Below are 12638 nucleotides of genomic sequence, written 5' to 3'. Positions count from 1 at the left end.
ACATTTTAAAACTTGATCTGAGTCAAAGTATTATTTCATTCACTCTTTAATATGCAGGGCAATTATTATCGATTGGAGAATGAGATGAGTCGATTTTTGGACCGATTACGCTTCTTTAAACCTAAATCAGAAAGTTTTTCTGGAGAGCATGGCGTTACAACTGAGGAAGATCGTGGTTGGGAAGAGGGTTATCGTCGTCGCTGGCAACACGATAAAATCGTACGATCGACTCATGGTGTTAATTGCACGGGGTCTTGCAGTTGGAAAATCTATGTTAAAGATGGTTTGGTGACATGGGAAACCCAACAAACAGATTATCCCCGTACCCGGCCCGATTTACCCAATCATGAACCCCGAGGCTGCCCACGTGGTGCTTCTTATTCTTGGTATATTTACAGCGCCAATCGATTAAAGTATCCCAAAGTACGTAAGCGTTTAATTAAACTATGGCGTGAAGCGAGAACACAGTTTAATGATCCTGTTGATGCTTGGGGTTCTATTGTCGAAGATTCAGATAAATCTAAATCCTACAAACAGCAGCGTGGATTGGGTGGTTTCGTGCGTGCGGATTGGAAAGAAGTCAATGAAATCATTGCCGCTGCCAATGTGTATACCACTAAGACATTTGGTCCAGATCGTGTTTCAGGTTTTTCACCTATCCCTGCAATGTCAATGATTTCCTATGCTGCCGGCTCACGATATTTATCGTTGATCGGCGGTAATTGCTTAAGTTTTTATGACTGGTACTGTGATTTACCGCCCGCGTCACCTCAAGTTTGGGGGGAGCAAACCGATGTGCCTGAGTCGGCAGATTGGTACAACTCTAACTATATTCTGGCTTGGGGCTCAAATGTCCCTCAAACACGGACACCCGATGCGCACTTTTTAACGGAAGTGCGCTACAAAGGCACTAAAGTGGTGTCTATTTGCTCTGATTACTCTGAACTGTCAAAACTGACGGATCAATGGTTAGCGCCTAAACAAGGGACCGATGCGGCTTTGGCCATGGCATTTGGTCATGTCATTTTAAGTGAATATCATAAAACGGGTAAGAGTGAGTATTTCAACAATTACGTTAGAACCACTACGGATTTTCCTTATCTGGTGATGTTAGATGAAGAAGAGGGGCGCTTGATTCAAGGGCGTTTCTTACGAGCTTCTGATTTAGCCAATAACCTAGAGCAAGACAATAACCCTGAATGGAAAACCATCGGTGTTAATGAAACATCGGGTGAATTAGTGTCACCTACAGGCTCAGTCGGTTATCGTTGGGGTGAAAAAGGCAAGTGGAATATCAAGCCTCTCGATGGAAAAACAGGTGAAGAGGTTAAGTTACAGTTAAGCTTGAAACACAATAACGATGAAATTGTTGAGGTGGCCTTTCCGTATTTTGCCACTGAAGCGAATGCTCATGAACACAATTATTTTAGCCATACCGAGCATAGCGATATTATTAATCGGAAGGTACCCGCTAAGCGCATCACACTTGCTGATGGCTCACAAGTATTAGTCACGACAGTATTTGATTTAACCTTGGCCAATTATGGGGTTGATAATGGCTATGATTGTCAAAACTGTGCCACCTCTTATGATCAAGATTTACCTTATACTCCTGCTTGGCAAGAAAGGATCACGGGTTGTCGTCCTCAAGATGTGATTAAGGTGGCAAAAGAGTTTGCCTATAATGCCCATAAAACGCAGGGCCGCTCCATGATCATCGTTGGGGCCGGTTTGAATCATTGGTATCACATGGATATGAGCTACCGTGGTTTGATTAATATGCTAATGATGTGTGGCTGTATTGGTCAGTCTGGTGGTGGTTGGGCTCATTATGTTGGGCAAGAAAAACTACGGCCACAAACTGGTTGGCAACCGCTTGCCTTCGGGCTCGATTGGCAAAAACCGCCTCGTCATATGAACGGTACGTCTTTCTTTTATAATCATGCCAGTCAATGGCGTTATGAGAAGTTAGATATGAGTGAAGTGATTTCACCCTTAGCGAATAAAGATAAGTGGTCTGGCTCAATTATTGATTTTAATGTTCGTGCTGAAAAAATGGGTTGGCTACCATCGGCGCCGCAACTGGGGGTGAATCCGCTGACGTTATGCAAAGAAGCCCAAGCTGCTGGTATGTCTGCGAAAGACTATACCATTAAAAAGCTGACCTCTGGTGAAGTGAAATTTGCTTGTGAAGAGCCCGATAATCCGAAAAATTTTCCACGTAATATGTTCATTTGGCGCTCTAACTTATTGGGGTCATCAGGTAAAGGCCATGAGTATATGCTGAAGCATTTACTCGGCACTAAGCATGGCTTAATGGGCAAAGATTTATCTGAGTCAGGCGATAAAAAACCTCAAGATGTGAAATTTGAAGAGAAAGCAGCAGAAGGCAAAGTTGATTTACTGGTGACGCTTGATTTCCGTATGTCTACGACCTGCTTATATTCAGATATCGTTTTGCCGACGGCAACTTGGTATGAAAAAGATGATTTGAATACCTCAGATATGCACCCTTTTATTCATCCGCTTTCTCAGGCGGTGGATCCTGCATGGGAAGCACGTTCTGATTGGGATATCTTTAAAGGGATTGCGAAGCAATTCTCTAAAGCTTGTGTCGGCCATTTAGGCAAAGAGAAAGACATCGTCACGGTACCTATTTTGCATGACACGCCAGCTGAAATAGCTCAGCCATTTGGAGTGAAAGCGTGGTGGAAAGGTGAGTGTGACTTTATTCCGGGTCAAACGGCACCTAATTTAGTAGAAGTGGAACGCGATTATCCTAATACCTATGCTCGTTTTACCTCTTTGGGTCCAACATTGGATACTCAAGGTAATGGCGGTAAAGGGATTCACTGGAATACCCAAGATGAAGTAGATTTCTTAGGTTTACTCAATAAGAAGCACACTCATGGTGCTAATGCTGGACGGCCAAAAATAGAATCGGCAATTGATGCAGCCGAAGTGATTTTATCATTAGCACCTGAAACTAATGGTGCGGTCGCGGTAAAAGCATGGCAAGCGTTAGGTGAGTTGACGGGTCTTGACCATACGCATTTAGCACTGTCTAAAGCAGATGAGAAAATCCGTTTTCGTGATATTCAAGCTCAACCGCGTAAAATTATTTCGTCGCCTATTTGGTCGGGGTTAGAGGATGAGCATGTGTCTTATAACGCAGGTTATACCAATGTTCATGAGTCGATTCCATGGCGTACCATTACGGGGCGTCAGCAATTTTATCAAGATCATGAGTGGATGCGTGATTTTGGCGAGAATATGTGTTGTTACAAGCCACCGATTAATACCAAAACTGTGCAGCCCTTGATGAACAAGAAGCCTAACGGTAATAAAGAAATCGCCCTTAACTGGATAACACCGCATCAGAAATGGGGTATTCACAGTACCTATTCAGACAATTTATTGATGCTGACGCTTTCTCGTGGTGGCCCTATTGTGTGGTTATCTGAGATTGATGCTGAAACGGCTGGTATTGTCGATAACGATTGGATTGAAATCTTTAACGTTAATGGTGCTATTGCGGCTCGTGCGGTGGTATCACAGCGAGTTCCTGAAGGTATGAGCATGATGTACCACGCTCAAGAGCGTATCGTGAATGTCCCCGGCGCTGAAACGACGCAAACCCGTGGTGGTATTCATAATTCAGTCACCCGAGCTGTGATGAAACCAACCCATATGATAGGGGGGTATGCGCAGCAATCTTATGGCTTTAACTATTACGGTACAGTGGGTTGTAACCGAGATGAATTCGTTATTGTGCGTAAGATGAGTAAGATAGATTGGCTCGACGAAGAGGCGAAACATGGCGGTGAAACACAGTCTGAAGAGCAAATGAATGAGTTTAAGGGGTAGAACGATGAAAATCAGAGCGCAGATAGGCATGGTTCTAAACTTAGATAAGTGTATTGGTTGTCATACTTGTTCGGTCACCTGCAAAAACGTGTGGACCTCACGTGAAGGTGTTGAATACGCTTGGTTTAACAACGTTGAAAGCAAACCCGGTATTGGTTTTCCTAAAGAGTGGGAAAACCAAGATAAGTGGAACGGGGGGTGGGTGCGTAATAAGTCCGGTAAATTAGAGCCTAAGCAAGGGGGTAAACGTCGTATTTTATCGAATATTTTTGCTAACCCTGATTTACCTGAAATTGATGATTATTACGAGCCGTTTGATTTCGATTATCAGCATTTACATACCGCCGGTGAAGCAAAGCATCAACCCGTTGCTCGTCCTCGATCTTTGATCACGGGTCAAAGAATGGAGAAGATTAACTGGGGTCCGAATTGGGAAGAAATTCTGGGAACCGAGTTTAAGCATCGTCGAGCGGATAAGAATTTCGATAACGTACAAGCAGATATGTATGGTGAGTTTGAAAATACCTTCATGATGTATTTGCCCCGTTTGTGTGAGCATTGCTTAAACCCCGCATGTGTTGCGAGTTGCCCAAGTGGTGCAATTTATAAGCGCGATGAAGATGGCATAGTCTTGATTGACCAAGAAAAATGCCGTGGTTGGAGAATGTGCGTTTCCGGTTGCCCGTACAAAAAAATCTATTACAACTGGAAAACCGGTAAGTCAGAGAAATGTATTTTCTGTTATCCACGTATTGAAGCGGGCGAACCGACAGTCTGCTCTGAAACTTGTGTGGGTCGTATTCGCTACCTTGGGGTCATGTTATATGACGCAGATCGTATCGAAGAAGCGGCATCGGTGCCGAATGAGCAGGATTTGTATCAGGCTCAGTGTGATATTTTTCTTGACCCGAATGATGAAGCCGTCCAGGAAGCGGCATTGAAGGAGGGGATCCCTCAAGCATGGCTTGACGCTGCTGTGGCATCGCCTGTGTATAAAATGGCGATGGAATGGAAAGTGGCGCTGCCATTACACCCTGAATACCGTACCTTGCCTATGGTGTGGTATGTACCGCCATTGAGCCCAGTGCAATCGGCGATTGAAGCGGGTCATGTAGGAGTTAATGGTGTTATTCCAGACTTGAAGTCATTACGGATCCCCATGAAGTACCTGGCTAATCTATTAACTGCGGGTGATGAAGCGCCAGTGATTAATGCCATGGAGCGAATGTTGGCCATGCGTGCCTTTAAACGTGCTGAGCAAGTGGAGCACGTTGAAGATTTAGCGGTGCTTGAACAAGTGGGAATGGATAAATATCAAGTCGAAGATATGTATCAAACCATGGCAATAGCGAATTATGAAGATCGTTTCGTTATTCCATCGAGCCATAAATCTTATGCTGAAAATGCCTTTGAGGTGAAATCGGGCTGTGGCTTTAGTTTCGGTGATGGTTGTAGCAGTAGTGGGGATGCTAATGGGGTTAATGTGTTTGGGGGTAAGAGCCAAACTAAGCGTGAGGTTATTCCCGTTAAAATCATCGATGCGGCAGATTAAGGAGTCACAATATGCAGATATTAACGATTGTTTCTCATTTAATCGATTATCCCACTCAAGCGCTTTGTGATGAGCAGGAACAGATTAAGGACTTGATTAAAAAGGATGACTTTTTAATCGATGAGGATAAAAACGCGCTGCTTAACTTTGTTGAAATGCGCATGCAAATGCCTTTGCTTGATTGGCAATCTGAATATGATGGGTTGTTTGAGCGGGGGCGCTCATTATCGCTGTTTTTGTTCGAGCACCTTCATGGCGAGAGTCGAGATCGTGGCCAAGCAATGATTGATTTAATTGCTCACTATAAAGAGGCTGGGCTGGATATTGGGGTACGTGAATTACCTGATTATATTCCATTATTCTTAGAGTTTGTCTCGACTCAAGGCGAGAAAAATGCTCGTTCTTGGTTGCAAGATGTGTCGCATATTTTAGCGTTACTACAAGTTAGGTTAGTGCAGCGGGAGAGCAATTATGATTGTTTATTTGCCGCCTTGTTGAACTTAGCTGAAGCCGATATTGATCTGACTGATCTCGCCGCGCAAGTTAAAGACGAGCCCAGAGATGACACCAAGGAAGCGATTGACAAGGTGTGGGAAGAAGAGATGGTGACTTTTGGTGGTGAATCACAAGCCGAGGCTTGTGGTAATAGTAACAATAAGCCCAATGAGACCCAAAGACGGGATCAAGAAGTGCCTATTCATTTAATGGATCCTATCTTGGAGACAATGAAAGCCGCATCAGGCTCAAAGAGTACCACACATATCGATAATGGCACTAAAAAAACAGTAGGAGGGATGTGATCATGGATTACCTTAATACATTATTGTTTGGCGTTTACCCTTACATTGCGTTTACCGTGTTTTTGGTAGGCAGTGGGCTTAGATATGATATGGGGCAATATACCTGGAAAACAGGCTCTAGCCAAATGCTGGATAGTAAAGGGATTAAAAAAGGCAGTCTGGCATTTCATATTGGTATTATTGCCGTGTTAGCGGGCCACTTCGTGGGCTTGTTGACACCACATCAAGTCTGGGATGTGTTGGGCATCTCTGGGCCGACGAAGCAATTGATTGCTATGGGGGCAGGGGGCTTCTTTGGACTGATTTGTTTATATGGTATCGTCATTTTATTAAAGCGCCGCTTAAATAATCCACGGGTGCGAGCCACGAGCTCACGCATGGATATTGTTATTTTACTGCTAATTTTTATTCAGCTTGTTTTAGGCTTGATCAGTATTTTATTCTCCTTCGCCCATCTCGATGGCGTTGACATGTATAAGATGATGGGTTGGGCACAGAATATTGTAACCTTCGATGCCGCTGAAGCTGCTGCCTCATTGAGCAGTGTGGGCTTTATTTATAAATTGCACATTTTGTTGGGAATGACCTTATTTGTGCTGTTTCCCTTTAGCCGATTAGTGCATGTGTGGAGTGTACCTGTGGGTTATATGACGCGTCAGTATCAAATTGTCCGTAAAAAAGTATGATATTAACGCTAGCTCTAAGAGCTAGCTGTTTTGACTGAATAATAAAAGAGGTTGTTATGCAAGCAACAGATAGAGCTGGATCAAGTGCTAAGCATACAGGATGTCATGGCGCTGAAGTGAAAGCGGAAACCTTACCTGATATCTCCAATATTCAGGTTAACGGTGTCTTGATCGATGAAGCCAGTGTGTTGGCTGAAATGCAATATCATAATGCCAGTTCACAGTCTGCCGCTATGGTTGAAGCGGTGAGATCATTGATTATTCATGAACTGTTACTGCAGCAATTAAAAAAAACAAGTATTAAAGAAGATATTGAGGCACTCAATTCCACTGAAGAGAGTGCGTATTTCGACCGTTTGATAGAACAAGAGGTGTATACCCCTCAGGCTAATGAGCAAGAGTGCCAACACTTCTTTGATAATAACCGTAAAAAATTCAGCACATCTCCTTTATTGGAAGTACGGCATATTTTACTGGCGGCGAGCCCTGAGGATATCAAGTTACGAGCGGAGTTGAAAGTACTTGCAGAGAATATGATTGAGTCACTCAAGCAAGATATTCATGGTTTTGAGGCTTTAGTTGAGATGCATTCAGCTTGTCCATCTAAAAAGCATAAAGGCCAGCTAGGGCAAGTATCTAAAGGGCAAACCGTTGCAGAGTTTGAAAAATATTTACTGGTGGCTGAAGAAGGGCTTATTCCTTTCGTCATAGAGTCTCGCTATGGGTTTCATGTTGTGGTGATTGACAGACGAGTCGAAGGGGTCGAGTTGCCGTTTGAATATGTTAAAGATCGGATTTTGGGTTACCTTAATGAGAAGGTTCAGCGAAAAGCGACGGCGCAATATATTCAAACTTTGATCCAAGCGGCGGATATTAAAGGGCTTGATTTTGATATGGATACATCTCCTTTATTACAATAAATAATAATGTTTAAGCGTTTCCTAATGATTAAGTTTTAGGGGCGTATATATTCGTAGCTATTTAAGCTGCATATTCAATGATCACGGGTATCAATAAGACATGAAGTATCCACCATCAACTGGAAAAACGAATGCTGTCAGATGAGATTGGACGTCAGTTTCAATATTTACGCTTATCAATTACCGATGTGTGTAATTTTAAATGTAATTATTGTTTACCAGAAGGTTATGACTGTGATGGTGAACGAGACTTTTTATCGATGCCTGAATTCACCACCTTGGTGCAGGCCTTTGCACAATTGGGAATGAAGAAAATTCGATTAACGGGGGGGGAACCGGGGTTACGGAGAGAATTGACCGATATTATTCACCTTTGTAGCCGGACTGAAGGCATTGAACAAGTTGCACTAACCACCAATGGTTTTAATTTAGAAACCCATATAGAACAATGGGTAGGTGCAGGGTTGACGGCGTTAAATGTCAGCGTGGACAGTTTAGACCCTCGATTATTCCATGCCATTACGGGACATCAAAAGCTACAAAGCATCTTGAGAGGGCTTGAGCGTGCAGAGCAACTTGGGCTGAAGAAAATTAAGCTTAATGCCGTGTTGTTGAAACAGTTCAATTATCATCAATTGGATGATTATCTTGCTTGGATCAAAACAAGAAATGTGACTATTCGTTTTATCGAGCTAATGGAAACCTTAGATAATCAAACTTTTTTTGATGAAAATCATATATCGGGAGAGAAAATCCAGCAATACTTATTGCAACAGGGTTGGAATGAAGTAATAAAACCACCCTTTTCTGGGCCGGCAGTTGAATTCTATCACAATGATTATGTTGGTAGAATAGGCTTGATTATGCCTTACAGTAAAGATTTTTGTGCCCAATGCAATCGCTTACGTATGTCTGCAACGGGTAAGCTGCATTTGTGTTTGTTTGGCGAAGAAGGCATTGATTTACGCCCTCAATTACGTAATGGTGATCTTATTGGCACCAGTGAGGCAATAGAGGCGGCACTATTCGATAAAAATAAAGCGCATCAATTATCGCAACGGATAGTGGGGCAAACTCGACACTTGGCTATGCTAGGAGGTTAAAGGGAAGTCTTACTGATGATAGAGATAGTAGGCAATATGGGAAATTGAGAAGTGGTGGAGGTAATGATAGAAACGGCAACAGTATTAGGCGTGATCCTTGCGGGTGGGAAATCAAAACGAATGGGCACCGATAAAGCCAATCTTTGTATTGATGGGCAATCTATGCTGGTGCGTAATCAGCTTTTATTACAATCCATCGGTATCAACAACATTCTTGTATGTCGAAATAAAGCCGAGTATTTGTCGGATATTCATCCTGATTGTGGACCTATGGGAGCGATCCATAGTGCGCTTAATTATGCGCAAAAAAATAATAAATATCAGTCACTCATTATTATACCTATTGATATGCCGTTACTCAATAAGCCATTATTACAAGCGCTGATGAATACTCAAGGGAGCTGCTCTGCTCAATATTATCAAGATACGCCGTTGCCTTTATTTTTACCTTATCATTCCTCTTATGTTGCTTTGAGCGAAACGGTGGCGACGTCCCCAATAAATCGCTCAATTAAAGCATTTCTAGGCTTAATCGACAGTGAATATCTCATCTATGAGCAGTCTGAAAGATTAATCAATACCAATAGCAAAGAGCAATGGAGACAAGCGGTTAATACATTGCTAGCAAATAAAAAGGAATAAGGTAATGACAAAAAACAAACCTTTTAAATCATTAAATATCGTTGTGTTGACGGTGTCGGATTCACGTGATGAGTCCAATAATACCGCTGGTGATCTGTTAGCGGATGCACTCGTGGCCGAAGGGCATCAGTTGAGTGAAAAAGTGATCGCGACAGATGATATTTATCAAATTCGTGCGCTTACCTCTGTTTGGATCGCTTCGACGGATGTACAAGTGGTATTGGTCACGGGTGGCACTGGCTTTAACGATAAGAATGCCACGATTAAAGCATTGACGCCTTTATTTGATAAAACCGTCGAGGGTTTTGGAGAATTATTTCGTCAATTATCGTTCGATGATATTGGGACGTCGACATTGCAGTCGCGCGCGGTAGCTGGACTTGCGAATGGTACGGTTATTTTCTGCATGCCTGGCTCAATAGGCGCATGCCAATTGGGCTGGGACAAAATCATACAGACCCAGCTCGATGCTCGACATGGTCCTTGTAATTTTGTGCCGCATTTGAAATGAGTCTGCACAGGGTTATTTATTATGTGGTCTAAACTGTTGCAGCCTTTCTTTATGTTATTTTGCAATTCACAATCCAAGCAGGGCTTTTTTACTTTACTCCTCTTGTTTTAAAATTGTTCAATAAAATAGGTTGTTATGCTGTCTATTGTTTATTCCATTTTGCCAATATTTTTAGCCCTTACTGGTGGGGTTGTATTAGGGAAAAGTGCGCCTAATACACTGCCTCAGTTAGCGGCTAAATTTATCGGGCCATTAGTTTGGTTATTACTATTATCGATTGGAATACAGTTCGGCAGTATTTTTGAAGATCCTAAAGCGGCGGGGCGTACTTTATATGTGGCTGCTGTGTTTGCAGGCCTCACGACTTTAGTACCTTGTGTATTAATGTTTGGTTTATCTCATAAAAAGAGAAAAGCTGAAAAGCGTGCGATTCAACAAGATAAAGTCAGTCTTTTGGCCCCATTAAAAGAGTGTGCTCTAGCTCTAGGCATGTTGTTGATGGGGATTTTATTGTCTTTGTTTTTTGCCTCAATTAATGTGAATGAAAATGCTTTTTTTGAAGCGGCATTATTGACTGATATTTTGTTGTATAGCTTAATTTTTTTAGTCGGGGTTGATATTGTTGGCGTGAAGCTATCTTCGAGCTGGTATTCCTTGAATATTCTCATTATTCCGATATTAGTGGTTTTAGGTTCACTGTTAGGTGGCTTAATAGCTGCGGTATTCATCAAGCTGCCTTTTACAACAGGGTTGGCGTTATCCAGTGGTTTTGGCTGGTTTACCTTGTCAGGCGTACTAGTGTCCGCTGAGTTAGGGCCTGCTTTTGGTGCTATCGCCTTGATGACTGATCTCTTTCGAGAGTTATTGGCGATTATTCTGCTGTATTTATTTGGAAGGGAGTTTTCCAGAGAGTGCATTGCCGCAGGAGGCGCAACCACATTGGATTCAACCTTGCCTATTGTGAAACAAACCTGTTCCAGTGATAATCTTCTGACAGCATTGGTGAGTGGATTACTATTGACGTTATTGGCACCTATTTTGATGACGTTTTTCTTATCAATAAGTCACTTATACCCGTGATACTTCAAGATGCATGTTTTCAGAGTCAGTAAAACCAATCAATTTAAAGCGCATGATTGCGGGAATGTAGGCACCTTTTAAAAGCATGCAACACAGAAGTGGTTGGTTTTAATGGCTCCTAATAGGCTGGTTTAAAAGCCTTTTATACTGCGTTGTTGAGCATTAACTTAGAATCACTAGGTCATCTGCTCAGAGCCTTGCCTACAAGTCTTTTAATTCCAGCTGAATCCTGCATTTTGAAGTATCACGGGTATATAATCTCCGTAAGTCCGCTGTATTAATGACTATACTCCAAACCAAAAGCAGGATCATCAATGTATGCTTTTCTTATTCTAAGAAAAGCATACAGACAAACTTATATTAGTGAAGCAATGACTTAGGCTTCTGTGAACGATGGCTCAGGATAAAAATAATCTTCAGCGAAACCTATAATTGCCATTCCCGATGCACAAAGGGCACCCGTCGCTAAAATCTCTGGAGCGGCAAAGGCCAATGCTACAACTGAAGCGGCAGCTATGCCAATTACTGCACCGTTTATAGCGTAGTCTGATGCGCGATTCCCACCGTTAACTTGCTCTATTTCATTGATATTTAATTCTTTCATGTTATTGATGCTCTCTTAGGTATTAATGAGGATATTTCCCTTGTTTCTCAACATATCGGGAGATATGAGATGATTCGACTCAACTCTTTAATGAAATTATACCAATTAACATATTGTTATTCTTATACAAAAAAACTAATTTATAAGAAACAGCCTTAGACTTTAGCCGGAGGCTTGTCTAACGTCTCTATGTTTTTTTAGGCGGTGTTGCTTGATCTGATATGTAACTCTCATTTTATTTGAGATTTGTTGTCACACTTTTAATTTGTTAGTTGTCTTGGATAGATTGAGTGTGAATGAGCGAACGAACCGCATTCATATTACACGACATCTTTCATTTTAAATTTAAGGAAATTGCCGATATTTTGAATAAGTCGTCAGCGACATGTCGAAAATTAGCCTGTCGTAGTCGAGATAAATTAAATCAAAAAAATACTGATGTAGTAACGTCTGTGGCACAACATCAAAAAATGATCGACGCTTTTTTTGTGGCCATAAAAGAGGCTAATATGGATGGCATAATTAACATACTCAGTGATGATGTGGTGTTTTATTCGGACGGAGGCGGTAAAGCGGCGGCATCGAAAAAAGTCATTACAGGACAAGAGGCTGTGATCACCTGGATGTTAAAAGTCTTACATCCGGCATTTTCAGCGACAGGAGATAGAGCGCTGACTCGGCGTGCCATTTGGTACAATGGTGGGCCTGGTTTAGGGTTATTTTCAAAAGGCACAATAGTAACGGCATTTAATTTCACGCTCTCAGGTAAAGGCATCGAATCTATTTTTGCCTTACGGAATCCGGATAAATTGAAATATTTTTCTAACATTAATCGGTAAATACTTGATGTCTTCATCATGGTCTGAAAGATAG

The 12638-nt window shown here is 42.1% G+C and carries 11 protein-coding genes; 10 read left to right on the top strand and 1 reads right to left on the bottom strand.

Annotated features, from left to right (window positions below):
* The first annotated feature begins 84 nt into the window (after positions 1–84).
* From L2764_RS11555 to L2764_RS11515, 9 genes are all read left to right on the top strand, one after another.
* Complete coding sequence (locus L2764_RS11555; protein ID WP_248940375.1) at positions 85–3867, top strand: nitrate reductase subunit alpha; 3783 nt, start codon at positions 85–87, stop codon at positions 3865–3867.
* A gap of 4 nt (positions 3868–3871) precedes the next feature.
* Complete coding sequence (narH, locus tag L2764_RS11550) at positions 3872–5419, top strand: nitrate reductase subunit beta (protein ID WP_248940374.1); 1548 nt, start codon at positions 3872–3874, stop codon at positions 5417–5419.
* 11 nt (positions 5420–5430) lie between these two features.
* Positions 5431–6219: a nitrate reductase molybdenum cofactor assembly chaperone gene (gene narJ, locus L2764_RS11545; protein ID WP_248940373.1), complete on the top strand. Its 789-nt coding sequence runs from the start codon at positions 5431–5433 to the stop codon at positions 6217–6219.
* A 2-nt stretch (positions 6220–6221) separates the two neighbouring features.
* The gene (gene narI, locus L2764_RS11540) at positions 6222–6905 is read left to right on the top strand and encodes a respiratory nitrate reductase subunit gamma (protein ID WP_248940372.1); all 684 of its coding nucleotides are present in this window, start codon (positions 6222–6224) and stop codon (positions 6903–6905) included.
* A gap of 56 nt (positions 6906–6961) precedes the next feature.
* Positions 6962–7825: a peptidylprolyl isomerase gene (locus L2764_RS11535; RefSeq protein ID WP_248940371.1), complete on the top strand. Its 864-nt coding sequence runs from the start codon at positions 6962–6964 to the stop codon at positions 7823–7825.
* Between the two features lie 131 nt (positions 7826–7956).
* A complete protein-coding gene (gene moaA / locus L2764_RS11530) occupies positions 7957–8928 on the top strand; it encodes a GTP 3',8-cyclase MoaA (RefSeq protein WP_248940370.1) in 972 nt (323 codons plus the stop codon).
* Positions 8929–8991: 63 nt separating this feature from the next.
* Positions 8992–9570 (top strand): molybdenum cofactor guanylyltransferase, encoded by a 579-nt coding sequence (gene mobA / locus L2764_RS11525; protein ID WP_248940369.1) that lies wholly within the window; start codon positions 8992–8994, stop codon positions 9568–9570.
* A 4-nt stretch (positions 9571–9574) separates the two neighbouring features.
* The gene (moaB, locus tag L2764_RS11520) at positions 9575–10081 is read left to right on the top strand and encodes a molybdenum cofactor biosynthesis protein B (RefSeq protein WP_248940368.1); all 507 of its coding nucleotides are present in this window, start codon (positions 9575–9577) and stop codon (positions 10079–10081) included.
* A gap of 135 nt (positions 10082–10216) precedes the next feature.
* Entirely contained in the window at positions 10217–11161 is a 945-nt protein-coding gene (locus L2764_RS11515; RefSeq protein WP_248940367.1) for a LysO family transporter, read from the top strand.
* 376 nt (positions 11162–11537) lie between these two features.
* Here L2764_RS11515 and L2764_RS11510 read toward each other — a convergent pair whose 3' ends face one another.
* Positions 11538–11765, bottom strand: a complete 228-nt coding sequence (locus L2764_RS11510; RefSeq protein WP_248940365.1) for a hypothetical protein — start codon at positions 11763–11765, stop codon at positions 11538–11540.
* A gap of 296 nt (positions 11766–12061) precedes the next feature.
* On the opposite strand from L2764_RS11510, the gene L2764_RS11505 reads away from it, so the two are divergent.
* On the top strand, positions 12062–12604 hold the full coding sequence (locus tag L2764_RS11505) for a sigma factor-like helix-turn-helix DNA-binding protein (protein WP_248940364.1): 543 nt from the start codon (positions 12062–12064) through the stop codon (positions 12602–12604).
* The last annotated feature ends 34 nt before the right edge of the window (positions 12605–12638 follow it).

The organism is Shewanella surugensis (assembly GCF_023284005.1).
Taxonomy (GTDB): domain Bacteria; phylum Pseudomonadota; class Gammaproteobacteria; order Enterobacterales; family Shewanellaceae; genus Shewanella; species Shewanella surugensis.
The sequence above is the reverse complement of the archived record's forward strand: the minus strand, read 5'-3'. Positions and strand labels throughout refer to the sequence as shown.

Excerpts from the sequence above, each read along its gene's own strand:
- L2764_RS11505 (WP_248940364.1), top strand. The coding sequence starts at position 12,062 with ATGAGCGAACGAACCGCATTCATATTACACGACATCTTTCATTTTAAA.
- moaB (WP_248940368.1), top strand. The coding sequence starts at position 9,575 with ATGACAAAAAACAAACCTTTTAAATCATTAAATATCGTTGTGTTGACG.
- L2764_RS11515 (WP_248940367.1), top strand. The coding sequence starts at position 10,217 with ATGCTGTCTATTGTTTATTCCATTTTGCCAATATTTTTAGCCCTTACT.
- L2764_RS11510 (WP_248940365.1), bottom strand. The coding sequence starts at position 11,765 with ATGAAAGAATTAAATATCAATGAAATAGAGCAAGTTAACGGTGGGAAT.
- L2764_RS11555 (WP_248940375.1), top strand. The coding sequence starts at position 85 with ATGAGTCGATTTTTGGACCGATTACGCTTCTTTAAACCTAAATCAGAA.
- narI (WP_248940372.1), top strand. The coding sequence starts at position 6,222 with ATGGATTACCTTAATACATTATTGTTTGGCGTTTACCCTTACATTGCG.
- mobA (WP_248940369.1), top strand. The coding sequence starts at position 8,992 with ATGATAGAAACGGCAACAGTATTAGGCGTGATCCTTGCGGGTGGGAAA.
- narJ (WP_248940373.1), top strand. The coding sequence starts at position 5,431 with ATGCAGATATTAACGATTGTTTCTCATTTAATCGATTATCCCACTCAA.
- narH (WP_248940374.1), top strand. The coding sequence starts at position 3,872 with ATGAAAATCAGAGCGCAGATAGGCATGGTTCTAAACTTAGATAAGTGT.
- moaA (WP_248940370.1), top strand. The coding sequence starts at position 7,957 with ATGCTGTCAGATGAGATTGGACGTCAGTTTCAATATTTACGCTTATCA.
- L2764_RS11535 (WP_248940371.1), top strand. The coding sequence starts at position 6,962 with ATGCAAGCAACAGATAGAGCTGGATCAAGTGCTAAGCATACAGGATGT.